At 67.0% G+C, this 19,065-nt stretch carries 14 protein-coding genes and 1 pseudogene; 10 read left to right on the top strand and 5 right to left on the bottom strand.

Translation table 11 applies throughout. The annotated features are described in order from the left end of the window. The 4 genes from ACXJKH_RS03650 to ACXJKH_RS03635 form a co-directional block, all read left to right on the top strand. Nucleotides 1–2,003, top strand: a 2,003-nt coding sequence (locus ACXJKH_RS03650; protein WP_457318342.1) for a 3-hydroxyacyl-CoA dehydrogenase NAD-binding domain-containing protein, incomplete at its 5' end; no start/stop codon positions are given. 627 nt (nucleotides 2,004–2,630) lie between these two features. Beyond that, nucleotides 2,631–3,494 (top strand): pirin family protein, encoded by an 864-nt coding sequence (locus tag ACXJKH_RS03645; protein WP_457318343.1) that lies wholly within the window; start codon nucleotides 2,631–2,633, stop codon nucleotides 3,492–3,494. Nucleotides 3,495–3,597: 103 nt separating this feature from the next. Beyond that, the gene (gene aqpZ, locus ACXJKH_RS03640; RefSeq protein WP_457318341.1) at nucleotides 3,598–4,320 is read left to right on the top strand and encodes an aquaporin Z; all 723 of its coding nucleotides are present in this window, start codon (nucleotides 3,598–3,600) and stop codon (nucleotides 4,318–4,320) included. Nucleotides 4,321–4,553: 233 nt separating this feature from the next. Next, nucleotides 4,554–5,015 (top strand): hypothetical protein, encoded by a 462-nt coding sequence (locus ACXJKH_RS03635; RefSeq protein WP_457318340.1) that lies wholly within the window; start codon nucleotides 4,554–4,556, stop codon nucleotides 5,013–5,015. Nucleotides 5,016–5,188: 173 nt separating this feature from the next. On the opposite strand, the gene ACXJKH_RS03630 is transcribed toward ACXJKH_RS03635, so the two are convergent. Then, a complete protein-coding gene (locus tag ACXJKH_RS03630) occupies nucleotides 5,189–6,040 on the bottom strand; it encodes a pirin family protein (RefSeq protein ID WP_457318339.1) in 852 nt (283 codons plus the stop codon). A 263-nt stretch (nucleotides 6,041–6,303) separates the two neighbouring features. Here ACXJKH_RS03630 and ACXJKH_RS03625 point away from each other — a divergent pair, with 263 nt between their 5' ends. Further along, nucleotides 6,304–8,385, top strand: coding sequence for a carbon starvation CstA family protein (locus ACXJKH_RS03625; RefSeq protein ID WP_457318338.1), 2,082 nt, complete (start codon nucleotides 6,304–6,306; stop codon nucleotides 8,383–8,385). Further along, nucleotides 8,385–8,609: a YbdD/YjiX family protein gene (locus ACXJKH_RS03620; protein WP_256775765.1), complete on the top strand. Its 225-nt coding sequence runs from the start codon at nucleotides 8,385–8,387 to the stop codon at nucleotides 8,607–8,609. The genes ACXJKH_RS03625 and ACXJKH_RS03620 overlap by 1 nt, the downstream gene beginning before the upstream one ends. An 84-nt stretch (nucleotides 8,610–8,693) precedes the next feature. On the opposite strand, the pseudogene ACXJKH_RS03615 reads toward ACXJKH_RS03620, so the two are convergent. From ACXJKH_RS03615 to ACXJKH_RS03600, 4 genes and pseudogenes are all read right to left on the bottom strand, one after another. Continuing rightward, nucleotides 8,694–8,855, bottom strand: a pseudogene (locus tag ACXJKH_RS03615) (DUF3103 family protein); the annotation flags it as partial. 61 nt (nucleotides 8,856–8,916) lie between these two features. Beyond that, complete coding sequence (locus tag ACXJKH_RS03610) at nucleotides 8,917–10,167, bottom strand: DUF819 family protein (protein WP_457318337.1); 1,251 nt, start codon at nucleotides 10,165–10,167, stop codon at nucleotides 8,917–8,919. A gap of 115 nt (nucleotides 10,168–10,282) precedes the next feature. Beyond that, nucleotides 10,283–11,593 (bottom strand): sensor histidine kinase, encoded by a 1,311-nt coding sequence (locus ACXJKH_RS03605; RefSeq protein WP_457318336.1) that lies wholly within the window; start codon nucleotides 11,591–11,593, stop codon nucleotides 10,283–10,285. Beyond that, complete coding sequence (locus ACXJKH_RS03600; protein ID WP_457318335.1) at nucleotides 11,580–12,281, bottom strand: response regulator transcription factor; 702 nt, start codon at nucleotides 12,279–12,281, stop codon at nucleotides 11,580–11,582. Before ACXJKH_RS03600 ends, ACXJKH_RS03605 begins: the two co-directional genes overlap by 14 nt. A 130-nt stretch (nucleotides 12,282–12,411) precedes the next feature. Between ACXJKH_RS03600 and ACXJKH_RS03595 the strand changes: the two genes are divergently transcribed. The 4 genes from ACXJKH_RS03595 to ACXJKH_RS03580 all read left to right on the top strand — a co-directional run bounded on the left by ACXJKH_RS03595 (nucleotide 12,412) and on the right by ACXJKH_RS03580 (nucleotide 19,062). Continuing rightward, complete coding sequence (locus tag ACXJKH_RS03595; RefSeq protein WP_457318334.1) at nucleotides 12,412–14,127, top strand: ArnT family glycosyltransferase; 1,716 nt, start codon at nucleotides 12,412–12,414, stop codon at nucleotides 14,125–14,127. Between the two features lie 112 nt (nucleotides 14,128–14,239). Then, a complete protein-coding gene (locus ACXJKH_RS03590) occupies nucleotides 14,240–15,013 on the top strand; it encodes a phosphatase PAP2 family protein (RefSeq protein WP_457318333.1) in 774 nt (257 codons plus the stop codon). Further along, complete coding sequence (locus ACXJKH_RS03585) at nucleotides 15,010–16,662, top strand: phosphoethanolamine transferase (protein WP_457318332.1); 1,653 nt, start codon at nucleotides 15,010–15,012, stop codon at nucleotides 16,660–16,662. The genes ACXJKH_RS03590 and ACXJKH_RS03585 overlap by 4 nt, the downstream gene beginning before the upstream one ends. A 405-nt stretch (nucleotides 16,663–17,067) precedes the next feature. Next, a complete protein-coding gene (locus tag ACXJKH_RS03580) occupies nucleotides 17,068–19,062 on the top strand; it encodes a M2 family metallopeptidase (protein WP_457318331.1) in 1,995 nt (664 codons plus the stop codon). The last annotated feature ends 3 nt before the right edge of the window (nucleotides 19,063–19,065 follow it).

The raw sequence follows: 19,065 nt of genomic DNA, 5'->3' as shown, positions 1-19,065 counted from the left end.
GTGTCGTGGTGCTCAGCCTCGACCGCCAGGACAGCAGCGTCAACGCGATGTCCCAGGACGTGTTGCTGGAACTGGGCGACCTGATCGAACGCATCGCGATGGACCCGCCCAAGGCGGTGGTCCTCCAGTCGATCAAACCGGCCGGGTTCATCGCCGGTGCCGACCTGAAGGAGTTCCAGGAATTCGACCGCCGCGGCACCGTCAATGACGCCATCCGCCGCGGCCAGAGCACCTACCAGAAGCTGGCCGAACTGCCCTGCCCGACCGTCGCGGCGATCCACGGCCATTGCCTGGGCGGCGGCACCGAGCTGGCACTGGCCTGCCGTTACCGCGTGGCCTCCAATGACGCTTCCACCCGCATCGGTCTGCCGGAGACGCAGCTGGGCATCTTCCCCGGTTGGGGTGGCAGCTCGCGCCTGCCACAACTGGTGGGCGCACCGGCGGCAATGGACATGATGCTGACCGGCCGCACCCTCTCGGCGTCGGCCGCGCGCGGCATCGGCCTGGTCGACAAGGTCGTCGCCCCGGCGGTACTGCTGGATACGGCGGTTGCACTCGCGCTGACCGGTACCACCCGCCCGTTCAAGCAGCGCGCCACCGCGTGGGCGACCAACACCTGGCTGGCGCGGAAGCTATTGGCCCCGCAGATGGCCAAGCAGGTCGCCCGCAAGGCGCGCAAGGAGCATTACCCGGCCCCGTATGCGTTGATCAACACCTGGGCACGCACCGGTGGCAGCCCGATCCAGACCCGCCTGGACGCCGAACGTCGCGCGGTGGTGAAGCTGGCCAGCACGCCGACCGCACGCAACCTGATCCGCATCTTCTTCCTCACCGAGCGCCTCAAGGCACTGGGTGGCAAGGACCACGGCATCAGCCACGTGCACGTGGTCGGCGCCGGCGTGATGGGCGGCGACATCGCTGCGTGGTCGGCCTTCAAGGGCTTCAACGTGACCCTGCAGGATCGCGAGCAGCGCTTCATCGATCCGGCGATGGAACGCGCGCAGGCGCTGTTCGCCAAGAAAGTGAAGGACGACAGCAAGCGTCCGGCCGTGGCCGCCCGCCTCAAGGCCGACCTCGCCGGTGAGGGTGTCGCGCTGGCCGACCTGGTGATCGAGGCCATCATCGAAGACCCGCAGGCCAAGCGGTCGCTGTACCAGACGCTGGAGCCGAAGATGAAGGCCGATGCGTTGCTGACCACCAACACCTCCTCGATCCCGTTGCTCGAACTGCGCGACCACATCGAGCGCCCGGCGCAGTTCGCCGGCTTGCACTACTTCAACCCGGTCGCGCAGATGCCGCTGGTGGAAATCATCCATCACGACGGCATGGCGCCGGACACCGAACGTCGCCTGGCCGCGTTCTGCAAGGCGCTGGGCAAGTTCCCGGTGCCGGTGGCCGGCACCCCGGGCTTCCTGGTCAACCGCGTGCTGTTCCCGTACATGCTGGAGGCGGCCACCGCGTACGCCGAGGGCATTCCCGGTCCCGTCATCGACAAGGCCGCGGTGAAGTTCGGCATGCCGATGGGCCCGATCGAACTGCTCGACACCGTCGGCCTGGACGTCGCTGCCGGCGTGGGCAAGGAACTTGCGCCGTTCCTGGGCCTGCAGATTCCGGCCGCATTGCAGACCGTCGAGCAGGGCAAGCGCGGCAAGAAGGATGGCCAGGGCATCTACAAATGGGAGAACGGCCGCGCGCAGAAAACCGACGTGCCGTCCAACTACGAGGCCCCGGCCGACCTCGAAGACCGCCTGATCCTGCCGCTGCTCAACGAAGCGGTGGCCTGCCTGCACGACGGCGTCGTCGCCGACGCCGACCTACTCGATGCCGGCGTGATCTTCGGCACCGGTTTCGCGCCGTTCCGCGGCGGTCCGATCCAGTACATCCGCGCCACCGGCGCCGATGCGCTGGTGGAACGTTTGAAGGTGCTGCAGCAGCGCCACGGCGATCGCTTCGCCCCGCGCCCGGGCTGGGACGATGCCGTGTTGCGTGAGCCGGTGATCTGAGTTTCCTGCCGACAACGATGCAATGACGACGCCACCGAAAGGTGGCGTTGTTTTTGGTTCTTCTCCCACTGGCGGGGGCGTCTTGTTCCAACCGCCATTGAGACGGCACGGCGATGTGCGCGTTGTCGGTTGTTCCAGGCGTAGTGGGAGTCTGGTGGCGTCTTCGCTCGGGTCTGTCGCGAGCGTGTGGGCCCCGTCGCGGTCGGTAGGCCCCTGGTGCAAATGTCCCCCGGCCGCAGGGCGGCCTCCTCCTTTATTTTGCCCAGGGGCCTACCGGCCGCGACGGGGCTGGGCTTGCGGTACGCAGCGGGAAGCGAGGCTTTTCTGGCCTTGGTCGGTGGGTCGGGCGCTGGGTGCCCATGCCCTTGGAGGCGAAATAGAGGAGGAGGCGGCGGCCGCAGGCCGGCGCCGGGGGCGTCGCCGGAAAGGGCATGGAGCCCAGCGMCCGAYCCACCGACCACCGCGCCTGGAAAGCGTCAAAGCACGCTTCTGCCTGCCACGCGGAAGGCAGAAGAACCCTGCTTTTTTGGGGCGCTCAGCGCAACACCCTGTTACCCGTTTGGGGCATGCGGCGGGATCCCCTGCATGCCATCCTGCACCCCTGCCCACGCCAGCGAGAAAGCCCGCATGACCACCATCATCGCCCCCCGCGTCCACGACATCGGCGGCCTGCAGGTGCGCCGCGCCGTGCCGACCCTGCAGGCGCGAAGCGTCGGCCCGTTCGTGTTCGTCGACCAGATGGGCCCGGCCATCCTCGGGCCCGGTACCGGCATCGACGTCCGCCCGCACCCGCACATCGGTCTGGCCACCGTCACCTTCCTCTGGTCCGGCGCGATCGGCCATCGCGACACCCTCGGCTCGGACCAGGTCATCCGCCCCGGCGACGTCAACTGGATGACCGCCGGCCGCGGCATCGCGCATTCCGAACGCACCCCGCCGCCGGAACGCGAGCACGATCACCCCATCCACGGTATGCAGACCTGGCTGGCCCTGCCCAAAAGCGCCGAAGAAACCGAACCGGCCTTCTACCACCACGCCGCCGCCACCCTGCCCCAGCAGCGCCGTGACGGCGCCTGGCTGCGCATCATCGCCGGCCGCGCCTATGGCGAAGAATCCCCGGTGAAGGTCTTCGCCGACACCCTCAACGTGGCCATCGACCTGGACCCGGGTGCGGAAATCGACCTGGATACCGGGCATGTGGAACGCTCGCTCTACATCCTCGAAGGCGAGGCGCAGCTGGACGGCGTGGACGTGCCTGCCCAGCACCTGATCATTCCCGAACATAACGCGCGCGGCCGGCKGCGCGCCAAGACGCCGGTCAAGGCGATGCTGATGGGCGGCGAACCGCTCGATGCCCCCCGTCACCTGTGGTGGAATTTCGTCTCCAGCTCGCAGGAACGCATCGAGCAGGCCAAGCACGACTGGGAGGCCGGCCGGTTCGGCAGCATTCCCGGCGATGACAAGGAATTCATCCCGCTGCCGGCGTATTGACCGCCCACCGTTCGTCGGCACCTTGACGCCACGTTCACTCTGATGAACCGCGATTCAGCTACGGTCTGCCTGCCCGCCTCGGGCGTCTGGTGGAGAACGATCCATGAGCATGGGCAAACGTCTGGCCGCGGAGTTCCTCGGCACGTTCTGGTTGGTGTTGGGCGGCTGCGGCAGCGCCGTGCTGGCGGCCACGTTCGGCGGTGATGGCAATCCACTGGGCATCGGCTTTCTCGGTGTCGCCCTGGCCTTCGGCCTGACCGTCCTCACCGGTGCCTACGCGTTCGGCCACGTGTCCGGCGCGCACTTCAATCCTGCGGTCAGCGTCGGTCTCTGGGCCGGCGGCCGCTTCCCCGGCCGCGACCTGCTGCCCTACATCGTGGCCCAGGTGCTGGGCGGCCTGTTGGCCGGCTTCATCCTGCTGCAGATCGCCTCCGGCGCGCCCGGCTTCGCCATTGATGGCAGCCAGGCCGGAGCGTTCGCCATCAACGGCTATGGCGCGCTGTCGCCCGGTGGCTACAGCATCGCCGCCGCGTTCCTGTGCGAAGTGGTGCTCACCGCGTTCTTCCTGGTGGTCATCATGGGCGCCACCCACGGTCGTGCGCCGGCTGGCTTCGCCCCGATCGCGATCGGCCTGGCCCTGACCCTGATTCACCTGATCAGCATCCCGGTGACCAACACCTCGGTGAATCCGGCACGCTCCACGGCCGTGGCGGTGTTTGCAGGCAGTGGCGCGCTCGGCCAGCTGTGGCTGTTCTGGTTGGCCCCGCTGCTGGGGGGGCTGATCGGTGGCATCGCCTATAAATGGATCGGTGCAGAACCGCGATGAAGGGCAACGGCCGGGGTCTGCCAATGCGGATCCCGGCTCAGTCCGGATCACCTGAAACAGTTATTTGTAGATCAAGTCACATTCCGTTAAGGTCGAGATCACCACGCCGTCACTTGGCGATGGGCGCTTCCGGGACGCGCATGGGGAAATGCGCAACGTCGGCCAGGGTTGTCTGCGGCCACCGGAACGTCCTGCCAGGCCAACGCGCGGCCATTCCGACCTTGGGGGAACCAATGAACATCCTGCGCGCTGCCCTGTGCCTGAGCCTGTCGTTGTCCGCTGCGGCCGCGTCGGCCCAGTCGCCGACCGAATGTCCGTCCCTTCCTGCCAGCAGCGGCCTGCAATGGCAGCAGCAGGCGCAGGCCGATCTGCTGCTGTGCAAGGCCAGCACCGGTGACGGCCGCGAAGTGCTCAGCCTGATCCTCAGCGCGCGCAACCCGGAGCTGCCGCTGAGCCGCCCGCTGCGCCAGGAAAAGGGCCTGTTCGCTGGCGAATCGCTGTACTGGTACCAGCCTGACCTGGGCGGCCAGCAGCCGCCGGGCTACGAGAACCGCCGCATCACCGTGGTGAAGTTCGACAAGAACCGCTATGCGCAGATCGCGCTGTATGCCGGCGACGCGCAGGAGCTGGGGTCGCTGCAGACGCTGACCCAGGGGATGAATCTGAATCCGACCGCGGTTGCCGCAGGTCGCTGAGGAGGATGGGGATGATGCCGCCATCCCCGCACTTCACCCGCGGCCTCAGCTTCACCGGGCGCGCCGGGGCGTGCCCGGCGCGGGGTGTCATCCTGCCCTGCTCCTGCCCGCGATGGCGGCATCGGAACGGAAAGCAGCCGAGCATGGCTCGGCTCTACCCCGTGACGCTGGCCTCAGAAGCGGCCTTCCTGGAAATCGACGAAGGCCTGCATCAGTTCCTGCCGGGTGTTCATCACGAACGGACCGTGGCGCATCACCGGTTCGCGCAGCGGGCGCCCGGCCACCAGAATCAACCGCGTACCCTCGGCGCCGGCCTGCAGTTGCAGCAGCTCGCCACCGCCCAGCACCGCCAGCTCCTGGCGCGCGATGGGGCGCGCATCCTCGCCCTGCCCTACCGACAACCCGCCTTCGAAGACGTAGGCAAACGCGTTGTGCCCTTCGGGCAGGGTGTACTCCCAGCGCGCGTCTGCGGCCAGGGTGATGTCCAGGTAGACCGGATCGGTCGCCGGCTGCACGATCGGCCCGGCCACGTCACCGACCTGGCCGGCGATCACTTTCACCTGCACGCCGTCGGCAGGCGTGGCGACCGGAATGCGCTCCGGCGCGAATTCCTGGTACTTCGGGTCGGTCATCTTGTCGCGGGCAGGCAGGTTCACCCAGAGCTGGAAGCCGCGCATCTGCCCCGATTCCTGCTCGGGCATCTCCGAATGCACCAGCCCACGCCCGGCGGTCATCCACTGCACGCTGCCCGGGGTAAGCAGGCCTTCGTTGCCGTGGTTGTCCTTGTGCCGCATGCGCCCGTCGAGCATGTAGGTGACCGTCTCGAAGCCCCGGTGCGGATGACTGGGGAAACCGGCGAGGTAATCCTCGGCACGGTCGGTGCCGAATTCATCCAGCAGCAGGAACGGGTCCAGGTCGGGCAGCGACGGGCCGCCGATCACGCGGGTCAGGCGTACGCCGGCACCGTCGGAGGTGGCCATGCCACGGATGGTGCGCTCCACGCGCACGGGGGTTGGGCTGCTCATCTGAACTCCAGCAAGAAGGTCTCCAGCCAACAAGATGGGCGCACACGGCCCGGGGGCCAACCGCCACGGCCGCAACCGATTGTTCCAGCGATAGCGTTCGCGCACCGTGCAGGCAGCACGCTGGACCGGCCGCATGGCCGTGCCGTTACGTGGTCCACGTTGCGACCTACGACCAAAGTACTAGCGGCAAGCGGCCGCCTTTGCATTGACCCCGCCGGTGCCAGGGCAGACTCTTACGACGATCTCCAGGGAGACGCAATCTCATGAAAGGTTTTTCCAAGCTCGGCTGGGCGGCGCTCGCGCTGCTCGGCGCGTTCTGTCTGGGCGTGGTTGCATTGCGCCGTGGCGAACACATCAATGCGTTGTGGATCGTCGTCGCCGCAGTGTCGATCTATCTGATCGCCTACCGCTTCTACAGCCTGTTCATCGCCGACAAGGTGATGCAGCTCGACCCGACCCGGGCCACCCCGGCGGTGCTCAACAACGATGGCCTGGACTATGTCCCGACCAACAAACACGTGCTGTTCGGCCACCACTTCGCCGCCATCGCCGGTGCCGGTCCGCTGGTCGGCCCGGTGCTCGCCGCACAGATGGGCTACCTGCCCGGCCTGCTGTGGCTGGTGGTCGGCGTGGTGCTGGCCGGGGCGGTGCAGGACTTCATGGTCCTGTTCATCTCCAGCCGCCGCAACGGGCGCTCGCTGGGTGACCTGGTCCGCGAGGAAATGGGCCAGGTGCCCGGCACCATCGCGCTGTTCGGCGCGTTCCTGATCATGATCATCATCCTGGCGGTACTGGCGATGGTGGTGGTCAAGGCCCTGGCCGAGAGTCCGTGGGGCATGTTCACGGTGATTGCGACGATGCCCATCGCGATCATGATGGGCGTGTACATGCGCTACATCCGCCCCGGCAAGATCGGCGAGATTTCGGTGGTCGGGTTGATCCTGCTGCTGGCCGCGATCTGGTTCGGCGGCAAGGTCGCCGCCGATCCGGTCTGGGGCCCGGCCTTCACCTTCACCGGCATCCAGATCACCTGGATGCTGATCGGCTACGGCTTCGTCGCCTCGGTGCTGCCGGTGTGGCTGCTGCTGGCACCCCGCGACTACCTGTCCACCTTCCTCAAGATCGGCACCATCGTGGCGCTGGCGATCGGCATCCTGATCGTGATGCCGGAACTGAAGATGCCGGCATTGACCCAGTTCGCGGCCAGCGGCGACGGCCCGGTGTGGAAGGGCGGCATGTTCCCGTTCCTGTTCATCACCATCGCCTGCGGCGCGGTGTCCGGCTTCCACGCACTCATCGCCTCGGGCACCACGCCCAAGCTGCTGGCCAATGAGCGCCACATGCGCTACATCGGCTACGGCGGCATGCTGATGGAATCCTTCGTCGCGGTGATGGCACTGGTGGCGGCCTCGATCATCGATCCGGGCATCTACTTCGCCATGAACAGCCCGGCATCGGTGATCGGTCCGGACGCTGTATCGGCCGCGCACTACATCTCCACCACCTGGGGCTTTGCGATCACCCCCGAGCAGCTGGAAGCCACCGCGTTGGCCATCGGCGAGCCGACCATCCTGCACCGTGCCGGTGGCGCACCGACGCTGGCAGTGGGTATCGCGCAGATCCTGCACCAGGCCATTCCCAGCGGCAGCAACGCGATGATGGCGTTCTGGTACCACTTCGCGATCCTGTTCGAAGCGCTGTTCATCCTGACCGCGGTCGATGCCGGGACCCGTGCCGGTCGCTTCATGCTGCAGGACCTGCTGGGCAACTTCGTGCCGGCGCTGAAGAAGACCGAGTCGTGGACGGCGAACATCATCGCCACCGCAGGCTGCGTGGCGCTGTGGGGCTACCTGTTGTACACCGRCGTCAAGGATCCCTTCGGCGGCATCCAGACCCTGTGGCCGCTGTTTGGCATCTCCAACCAGATGCTGGCCGGCATCGCGCTGATGCTGGGCACGGTGGTGCTGTTCAAGATGAAGCGCGAGCGCTTTGCCTGGGTGACCGGCGTGCCGGCGGTGTGGCTGCTGATCTGCACCACGTACGCCGGGCTGATCAAGATCTTCGACAAGAACCCGGCCCAGGGCTTCCTGGCCCAGGCGCACAAGTTCCAGGATGCGATCGCCACCGGCACCATCACCGCGCCGGCCAAGAGCCTGGACCAGATGCATCAGATCGTGGTCAACGCCTACGTCAACACGAGCCTGACCGTGCTGTTCCTGTTCGTGGTGTTCTCGATCCTGTTCTATGCGATCAAGACCATCGTGCAGGCGCGCCGCAATCCGCAGCGCAGCGACAAGGAAACCCCGTACGTGGCGCTACAGCCACACCAGATGGCAGACCTGTGATGAGTACCGAACTGGTTCCCGTTGGCCAGTACCAGGCGCACCGCCGACTGTGGCGGCGCCTGGTGCAGACCGCACGCCTGTGCTGCGGCATTCCCGACTACGACAACTACGTGCGCCACGTGCTGGAAAACCACCCCGACCGCGTACCGATGGACTACAAGACCTTCTTCCGCGAGCGCCAGGAGGCGCGTTACGGGGGCAGGAACGGTGGCCGCTGCTGTTGAAGCGGATGCCTCGTTGAAGACACCGACGGCGGCGCGAAAGCGCCGCCGTTTTTCATGGGGCCATCCGGTAAGCGTTACCGCGCTCGACGTCACCTTCGCGTTGTTGGCCGCGCCCATCCGATCGACGTAGCCCTGACCGCGCTGCAGCCGGTAGACGCTGTCCAGGCAATCGGTATCGTTGACGAACCAGGTGGCCGGCATCGCCTTGAGGAGGGCAGCGGCGGCGCGCGGGCCAGCGGCCGGCACGGCCAACCGCGCGCGTCGCCGCCCCGGAATTCGTCCGGGACGGGCGACTCCCCGGGGCCGATCAGGCCCCGGCCATCCATTTCAGGAYCAGGCCGGTGACATACGCCAGGCCAGTGCCGGTGGCGTAGCCGACGGTGCCGAGCAGCACCCCGACCGGCGCCAGCGAGGGATGGAACGCGGCGGCCACCACCGGTGCCGAGGCGGCCGCACCGATGTTGCCCTGCGAGCCGATGGCAAAGAAGAACAGCGGCGCCCGCAGCAGCTTGGCCGCGATCCACAGCACCAGGATGTGGGTGAGCATCCAGATCGCGCCGAGCGCGAACRGCCACGGACGATCCAGCAGCGACAGCAGATCCATCTGCATGCCGATGCAGGCGATCAGGAAATACAGGAACAGTGTCCCCAGCCGCGAGGCACCGGCCGACTCCAACCGCCGCGCGCGGGTGAAGCTCAGGCCCAGGCCGAGCGCGGTGGACAGCAACACCACCCACACGAACGCACTGTCCAGGCTGAACTGGCTGGCCCAGCTCACATTGGCCTTGAACCAGCCGCTCAGCGGCGCGGCGATGGCGTGCGCCAGGCCAACGCCGCCCAGCGCGACACCGACGATCACCATCAGGTCGGTCAGGCTGGGAATGCGCGCGTTCTGCGCTTCGTAGGCCGAAATCCGCGCCTTCATCTCATCGATGGCGCGGGTGTCGGCGCCGTTGCGCGCGTCGATCTGCGGGGCGCGGTTGGCCAGGAACAGCAGCACCGCCRTCCACAGGCTGGCACAGGCCACATCGACCACCGCGAATTGGCCGAAGGTGGTCGCGTCGGTGCCGAACACTTCGCGCATCGCCACCATGTTGGCGCCGCCGCCGATCCAGCTGCCGGCCAGGGCGGCCATGCCTGCCCAGGTGTCGCCGGCGACGGTTTCCGGATGGATCCAGGACATCAGCTGGAACGACACGATCGCACCGAGCATGATGCCGAGCGTACCGGCACAGAACATCACCAGCAGCTTGGGGCCGAGCTTCATCACCCCTTTGAGGTCGATCGACAACGTCAGCAGCACCAGCGCGGCCGGCAGCAGGACGTCGCGTGCGATCGGGTTGTACAGGGAGGTGTTGTGGCCGTCGATGATGCCGGCGGTGTTGTAGATGGCCGGGATGAAATAGCACAGCAGGAGTGCCGGCACCCAGGCGAAGATCTTTTTCAGCAGCGGGGTCGGCCCGCTCGCGGCCCAGAAGATCAGCGCGAGTGTGGCGGCGATCAGGCCGAGGCCGACAATGTCATTGGTGATCAGTGCAGTGCTGGTTTCGGTCGGCATGACGCCATCCTCTGTCGATCGAAGAAAAAAAAGCGCCGCATAAAGCGGCGCCTTTCCAGAGGTTAACATCATCTTCACTCGATGCCACGCGGCGGCACCGCGCGTGGCAGTCCGATTACGTCATCGCACGCGGGGACGCGCCTGGAAGCGACGCACCCAGGTCAAGGATCACCTTCGTGCCACGCGGCGCGCACGGTTCGATCTGCAGCGCCCACCCCAGGTGGTCGCAGAGCTTGGCGATCAGTTCCAGACCGATCCCGCTCTGTTCGTTGCGATCGCCGCGTGCCATCCGCGCGTGCACGGCGGCGATTTCTTCCGGACTCATGCCATGACCGGGATCCTGCAGGGTGACCACCGCCGCGCGCGACAGCTGGATATGGATGGTGCCGCGGCCGCTGTTTTCGATCGCATTGCGCAGCAAGTTACCGATGGCCGCCTGCACCACGCCCAGCGGCGCGATGATCTCTGCCGGCGCCAGACCCTCCACTTCGATGCGCAGGTCCTTGTCGCCCATCAGGTGGCGATGGTCCTCGATGATGTCCGGCACCAGCTGATCCAGTGCGATGCGCTCGCCGCGTGCGGCCAGGCGCGCCGGATCACGCGCCAGCACCAGCAGCAGCTGGATCAGCTGCTCCACACCCTGCGCGGTGCGGTGCACGCGCTGCATCTGCACGCGCGCGCGGTCCGGCAGCGCCGGCTGCCCCAACGCCAGCTCGGCTGCGCCGGTGATCACCGCGATGGGCGTGCGCAGTTCGTGGCTGGTGGTGGTGATGAAGGCGCGCTCGCGCTCGACGAACTGTTCGTTGCGGGCCAGGTAATCATTGACCGCGGCGGCGATCACATACAGCTCCGAGCTGCCGCGCGGGTCAACGGTCACCCGCTGCCCCGGCACGCCGGGCTTGAGCTGATCGATGCGCGTGGCCAGCGAACGCAACGGCCGCACCAGCCGACTGACGCCGAAGGAGGCCATCAGCACGGTCACGATGATCATCACCACCCCGGCCAGCATCACCCAGCGCGTGGCGAATTCCTCCAGTTCGTGGAAGTCGTTGATGTCCAGCACCAGCGCCAGCCGGCCGAGTTTGTCGGTATCGCGGATCATGACCGCGCTGGCCCGATCGTTGACCATCACCCCGTCGTGCAGCCCGGGATGCAGCGTACGCAAGCTTTCGGGAACGCCCACACGGCCATCGAGGGTGAACAGCCGCAGCGTGTCCGAGTCCTGCCAGCGGTAATGCGGTTCGTGCTCGATATGGTTGACGATGCTGTCCAGCTCGGAGTTGAGCAGCGCGCGCCACGCCGAATGCTCGGCATGTTCATGCACGTAGTTGCCCACACTGAACACGGCGATGGAGATCATGGCCAGGTACGCCAGCAACCACCACACCAGCCGGCGGTGCAGCGGTGCGGGCTTACGCGGTCTCATTGCTGGATTCCGTGCCGATCAGGCCCAGCCGATAGCCGACGCGTGGCAAGGTATGGATCAACTTCTGCGCGGAGGCGCCATCCACGCTGCGGCGCAGTTCGTAGAYGTGCGAACGCAGCAGGTCACCATCGGGCGGCTCATCGCCCCACAGCGCGAACTCCAGCTGCTGGCGGGTCACCGCCGCGGGACTGGCACGCATCAGCACTTCCAGCAGCTTGCGGCAGGCCGGGTACAGGTGCAGCACCTTGCCGTCGCGATAGGCCTCCAGCGTGGCCAGATCCAGCTTGAGATCGGCCACTTCCAACACCTTGCGCGGATTGCGCCCATGCGCGCGCACCATCAGCGCTTCCAGGCGCACTTCCAGTTCGGGCAGTGCGAAGGGCTTGGTCAGGTAGTCGTCGGCACCGGCCCGGAAGCCGGCGATTTTGTCGGGCAGCTCATCGCGCGCGGTGAGCATGATTACCGGCACTTCCGAGCCGTGCTCGGCACGCAGCCGGCGCAGGACTTCCGGGCCCTCCATGCGCGGCAGCATCCAGTCCAGGATGACGACGTCGTAGGCATGGCTGACCGCCAGGTGCAGGCCGGTGACGCCGTCGGGCGCGACATCCAGCACGTGGCCCAGCGATTCGAAATAGTCGAACAGGTTGGCGACCAGCTGGCGGTTGTCTTCAATGACCAGGAGCCGCATGGCAGACTCTCGTGAACGGATCGGGGCATGGTAGCCCGATCCATGTCGGAATCCGGTCGCAATGGGCCGGTTTCGACGCTTTTCCCACGCTGTCGGGGAGACAGTGGCGGTTTAGCCGAAGAGTGCCGACATGCCCGACGCAACGTTGCTGCGCCATCGCTGGCCGATCCTGGTCTGCGTGGGCATCGTGCTGGCCCTGCTGGCCGGTATCGGCATGCGCCAACCMTCCCCGCCCGACGAGCCGCGCTTCGTGCTGGCCGCGCGTGCGATGGTGGACAGCGGCAACTGGCTGCTGCCGCATCGGGGCAGCGAGCTGTACGCCGAGAAGCCGCCGGTGTTCATGTGGATGCAGGCCGCCAGCCACACCGTGTTTGGCGGCTGGAACCTGGCCTTCCTGGTGCCCTCGCTGCTGGCCGGCCTGCTGACCCTGTGGCTGACCTGGGATCTGGCGCGACGGCTGTGGAACCGGCGGGTCGCGTGGTGGGCGGTGCTCGCATTGTTCAGCTGCCTGCAGTTCGGCCTGATGGCCAAGCGTGCGCAGATCGACATGGTGCTGGTGGCGATGACGACGCTGGCGATGTGGGGCCTGCTGCGCCACCTGCTGGAGGGTCGCAACCTGGGCGCGCTGTGGCTGGCCGGTTTCGCCGCCGGGCTGGGCACGGTGACCAAGGGCGTGGGCTTCCTGCCGCTGCTGGTGCTGCTGCCGTGGGCGCTGTGGCGCTGGCGCAGCCGCGATCAGCCACGCCCGCCTGGCGCGGCAAGCGCGCGCAGCCTGTGGTGGCTGCTGCCGGCCTTCCTGCTCGGCACGGCCGTATGGCTGGCGCCGTTGGGTATCGCGTTGTTGAACGATCCCGAGCCGAGCCTGCAGGCCTACGCACGCGAGCTGTTGTTCAAGCAGACCGGCACCCGCTATGCCAACGCCTGGCACCACGTGCAGCCGGCCTGGTACTACCTGCAGGTGATCGCCACGTTGTGGCTGCCGGGCAGCCTGCTGCTGCCCGCGCTGCTGCCCGCCTGGTGGCGGCGCCTCAAACGCCTGGACGGCCGTTACTGGCTGCTGCTGGGCTGGTCGTTGCTGGTACTGGTGTTCTTCAGCGCCAGTCCCGGCAAGCGCGAGGTCTACATCTTCCCGATGCTGCCGCTGCTGTGCGTGGCTGCCGCGCCGTTGCTGCCGGGGCTCTTGCGCAGGACGGGTGCCCGCTGGCTGCTGCTGGCCTACGTCGCCCTGCTCGCCGTGGCCGCGCTGTACATCGGCACGCAACTGCTCAGTGGCAGTGCGTGGGCACACGCGCAGCTGGCACGGCGCGAGATGCCCGCCAGCCTGCTGCCGCTGCTCGGCAGCTGGATGCTGGGTTTCGGGGGGGTGCTGATCGGCGTGATGGCCTGGCTGCGCCAGCGCCGCGCGGGTGCGCTGGTGGTGATCACGTCATTCCTGCTGTGGAATCTGTACGGCTGGGGGCTGATGCCCGCGCTGGATCCCTACAGTTCGGCATCGGCACTGATGCAGCGGGTCGGCCAGCGGATCGGTCCGGATGGGGAGCTGGGCCTGCTGGCCTGGCGCGAACAGAACCTGCTGCAGGCCGATCGCAAGGTTGCCGAGTTCGGCTTCAAGCGGCCATGGGACGAGCAGTGGCAGGATGCCGGTCCCTGGCTCGCACTGGCACCACGGACGCGCTGGCTGCTGGTGCTGGACGAGGCGATGAGCCCCTGCGTGGACCGCGCGCAGGTGATCGACATCGGCAGCAGCAATCGCAACCGCTGGAAACTGGTGCCCGGCACCGCGTGGCGTGTCGATTGCCATTCGCATCTGCAGGGTGATGCGGTGTCGACAGACGAGCCGGACTGAATGGCAGGCCTGCACAGGGCCCCCATTTAACCTGTGTCCAACATCGCTCCGACTGMTCTCCGACACGCCGCTGACGACCATGGCCGCGAATCAATTCGCCTTTGAATCGCCCATGCCCTCAGCGTCCGCCGTTCCTGTCGCCCTTTCCCACGTGGCCCCCTCCCCGGTCGCGCAGTTCCTGCGCGGCCATCTGTGGTTGCCGCTGCTGGCAACCCTGGCGGCCAGCGCGCTGTTGATGGGCTTCGGCGGCGACCAATGGCTGGCCGACCAGTTCTATCGACTCGAAGGTCATCATTGGGCCCTGCAGAACGCCTGGGTCACCAGCCATCTGGTGCACAAGGTCGGCAAGTGGACGAGCACGGCAGCAGCGCTGGCAGCGATCGTGCTGTGCACGCATGCCTGGCGCAGCGAACGCGCCGCCGCGTGGCGCTGGCCACTGCTGTATCTGGTGCTGGCGGTGGCGCTGGGCACCGGGGTGGTGTCGCTGCTCAAGTCGGTGACCAACATGGATTGCCCCTGGGACCTGGCCCGCTACGGCGGTGCGCGGGAGTACATCGGCCTGTTCGCTTCACGGCCGCACGACATGCCCCGTGGCATCTGTTTTCCTGCCGGCCATTCGAGCGCGGGATACGCATGGATCAGTCTGTACTTCTTCGCCCTGATGGTGCGACCGGCCTGGCGCTGGCGCGGGCTGGCGGTCGGGTTGGTGGCGGGCGGGGTATTCGGGCTGTCCCAGCAGCTACGCGGCGCGCACTTCCTGTCCCATGATCTGTGGACGCTGGCCACCTGCTGGCTGGTGTCGCTGCTGTTGTATCTGGCGGTGCAGCCGCTGCTGAAACGATCGCGCAGTACCCAACCGGCACTGCCACAGGGAGAGCGGGCATGAGTGCATCGGTACCCCGCACGACACGGTTCGTGGAGCTGGCACGCTGGCGCAGCTGGCGGCCGCAGCTGTCCACCGAAGCGCTGATCGCGCTCACCAGCCTGTTCTTCGCGGTGGCCTGCAATGGCCTGTTCTGGCACAGCGCCATGGCCACCCATCCGGGCAGCATCCGCTTTGCGATCTCGCTGCTGCTGTTCCTGGTGGGCGCCCACTGCCTGCTGATGGGTCTGCTGGTGTGGCGCTGGAATGCCAAGATGGTGGTGGGTCTGCTGCTGCTCGGCACCGCCATGGCGGCGCACTACATGGGCAGCTACCACATCTATCTGGATGCGGACATGCTGCGCAACGTGCTGGCCACCGACCACAAGGAAAGCCGCGAGCTGATGACCCCGGCGCTGATCGCGCCGCTCCTGTTGCTGGCCCTGCTGCCGATGCTGGTGCTGTGGCGCGTGCAGCTGGTCAAGCGCAGCTGGGGCAAGGCGCTGTTGTGGCGTGCCGGTTTCCTGCTGTTGTCGGCGGTGGTCGCATTCGGCGGGGCCATGCTTTCTTTCCAGGAAATGTCCGCGCTGATGCGCAACCAGCGCGAGGTGCGTTACCTGGCCACGCCAGGCAACTTCCTGCTGGGCCTGCCCAAGGCGCTGCGCGGCGACAACCCGATCCAGCGCGCGCCGAAGCTGCCGATCGGCACCGATGCCAAGGCCACCCCACGCGCGGCCGGCAGCCGTCCGCGTCTGCTGGTGATCGTGATGGGCGAAACCGCCCGGGCGCAGAACTGGGGGCTCAACGGCTACGCCAAGCAGACCACGCCGGAACTGGCACAGGCCAGCGTGATCAACTTCCCGGACATGCACTCCTGCGGCACCAGCACCGAGGTGTCGCTGCCGTGCCTGTTCTCGCCGTATGGCCGCCACGACYACGACGAAAAGAAGATCCGCGCGCACCAGTCGCTGCTGCATGTGCTGGAGTACGCCGGCATCAAGACCTTGTGGCGCGACAATCAGTCCGGGTGCAAGGGCGTCTGCGAAGGCCTGGCGATGCAACCGCTGGATGATGCGAAGAACCCACAGCTGTGCGCCAACGGCCGCTGCATGGACGAAATCCTGATCGACGACCTGGCCAGCCAGGTGCGCGCCACCCCCGGCGACCGGGTGGTGGTGCTGCATCAGCTGGGCAACCACGGCCCGAGCTATTTCGAGCGCTATCCGGCGCGCTTCCGCCGCTTCACGCCGACCTGCGACACCGCCGACCTGGGCAAGTGCAGCCGCGAGCAGATCACCAACAGCTACGACAATGCACTGCTGTATACCGATCACCTGCTCAGCCGCACCATCGGCACGCTGCAGGGCATGGACGACTACGACACGGCGATGATCTACCTGTCCGACCACGGCGAGTCGTTGGGCGAAAAGGGCTTGTACCTGCACGGTGTGCCCTACGCGATCGCACCGCAGGAACAGACCCGGGTGCCGATGACGATGTGGTTCTCGCCCTCGTTTGCCGCCAACCGCGGGCTCAACCTGGCCTGCGTGCGCCAGCGTGCGGGCAAGTACACCGACCACGACAACCTGTTTCCGTCGGTGCTGGGATTGATGCAGGTCAAGACGTCGGTGTACGAACGTGGCCGCGATCTGTTTGCCGGGTGCGAGGTTTGACCCGTTCAACGCGTAGTCGAGTGTCCGGCGCCTGAAGGTGAGAGCTGTCAGCTTTTCGCTCTTCCGTTTGTGGCGAGGCAGGCCATACCGTGGCGGGACGCGCCGTAAACCCATCCATGGGGGCTCGACGTGCGCCATCCATGGCGCCCGACGGTCCCGCCACGGTATCGCCTGCCTCGCCCCCCAGGGTGTGCGTCGGCGGAAGGTCGAGCAAAGACGCCCTGCCTGCGAGTTGGTCTTGCGCCGTTGTTTCTCCATGCGCACCGACCCGCACCCCGTAATACGGACGCCACGCCGTCGACGTTGACGCTACCCGGTCGACCGGGAACGTGCTGCCCTGCCCCTTGCGGTGCGACCGGTGCTTCACTAGCCTTCGCCGGTCTGTCACCACCCAAGGATGTCCCCGTGAACCACCGCCCGCTCCTGCTGGCCCTGGCTGTCGGCGCTGCCGCACTGACCCTGGCGGCCTGCCAGAAGGAACCCACCCCGGCTGACGCCCCCGCGGCGACCAGCGCCAAGCCGGGCGAGACCGCCGACCAGTTCATTGCCCGCGTCAACGCCGAGTACAAGGCCATGTACCCGGAAATGACCTCCGCGCAGTGGCTGTCTTCGACCTACATCAACGAAGATTCCGAACGCGTGGCGGCCAAGGCCAACGAGCGCTGGCTCACCGTCCTCAACGGCTGGATCACCCAGGCCGCCAGGTACGACGGCCAGCCCATGAGCGAAGACACCAAGCGCCAGATCCACCTGCTCAAGCTCATGACCTCCATGCCTGCCCCGCGCGACCCGGCCAAGCTGTCCGAGCTCACCCGCATCGCCAGCCGCATGGAAGGCGCCTACGGCTCGGGCAAATACTGCACCGACGACGCCAACCCGCAGAGCTGCCGCCAGCTCGGCGACCTGGAACAGGTCCTTGCGCGCAGCCGCGACTACGACAAGCAGCTCGACGCCTGGCAGGGCTGGCACGCCACCACCAAGCCGATGCGGGCCGACTACCAGCGCTTCGTCGGCCTGGTCAACGAAGGCGCCAAGGAAATGGGCTTCGCCGATGCCGGCCAGATGTGGCGCAGCGGCTATKACATGCTACCGGAGCAGATCGGCCCGGAAACCGACCGCCTGTGGGAACAGGTCAAGCCGATGTACGAGCAGCTGCACTGCTACGCACGTAGCAAGCTCGATGCCACCTACGGCAAGGACAAGGCCGAGACCGGGGGCGGCATGATCGCCGCCCACCTGCTAGGCAACATGTGGCAGCAGGACTGGTCCAACCTGTGGGACCAGCTGGAACCGTACCCGGGCGCCGGCAGCCTGGACATCACCGCCGCGCTGGAAAAGCAGTACCAGGCCAACCTGAGCGGCGCGCTGGCCAAGGCCGGCAGCGGTGCGAACGTGGAGGCGCTGTACAAGGCCCAGCGTGAGGCCGAACTGCGCACCGCCAAGCAGATGACCGAACGTGCGCAGGACTTCTACGTCTCGCTGGGCATGCCGGCACTGCCGAAGTCGTACTGGGACAAGACCCAGTTCATCAAGCCGCTGGACCGCGACGTGGTCTGCCACGCCAGCGCGTGGGACATGAACATGGAGGGCGATGTGCGCACCAAGATGTGCATCAAGCCCAACGAAGAGAACTTCACCACGATCTACCACGAGCTGGGCCACATCTATTACGACCTGGCCTACAACCCGCTGCCGCCGTTGTTCCAGGGCGGTGCCAACGATGGCTTCCACGAGGCGATCGGCGACACCATCGTGCTGGCGATGACGCCGCAGTACCTCAACTCGATCGGCCTGGTCGACACCCCGCAGGAAAGCCGCGAGGCGACCATCAACGCGCAGATGCGCATGGCCCTGAGCGGCGTGTCGTTCCTGCCGTTCGGCCTGATGATCGACCGCTGGCGCTGGGGGGTGTTCGATGGCTCGATCACGCCGGACCATTACAACCAGGCGTGGTGGGACCTGAAGGCCAAGTACCAGGGCGTAGCGCCGGCCAGCGCACGTGGTGAGGAGTTCTTCGACGCCGGTGCCAAGTACCATGTCCCGGGCAACACCCCGTATACCCGTTACTTCCTGGCACGCATCCTGCAGTTCCAGTTCTACAAGGGCCTGTGCGATGCCTCCGGCTACAAGGGCCCGCTGCACCAGTGCAGCTTCTACGGCAACAAGGAAGCCGGGCAGAAGTTCTGGGCGATGCTGAGCAAGGGTGCCAGCCAGCCGTGGCAGGCCACGCTGCGCGAGATCACCGGCGGCGACAAGCTCGATGCCGGCCCGATGATCGAGTACTTCACCCCGGTCAACGAGTGGCTCAAGCAGCAGAATCAGGGCCAGATGTGTGGCTGGCAGGCCCCGGGCGCCACCGCGGCGGCCACGCCGGCAACGGCAGCCCCTGTGGCACGCTGACCG

Source organism: Stenotrophomonas sp. P5_B8 (assembly GCF_054049855.1).
The sequence above is the reverse complement of the archived record's forward strand: the minus strand, read 5'-3'. Positions and strand labels throughout refer to the sequence as shown.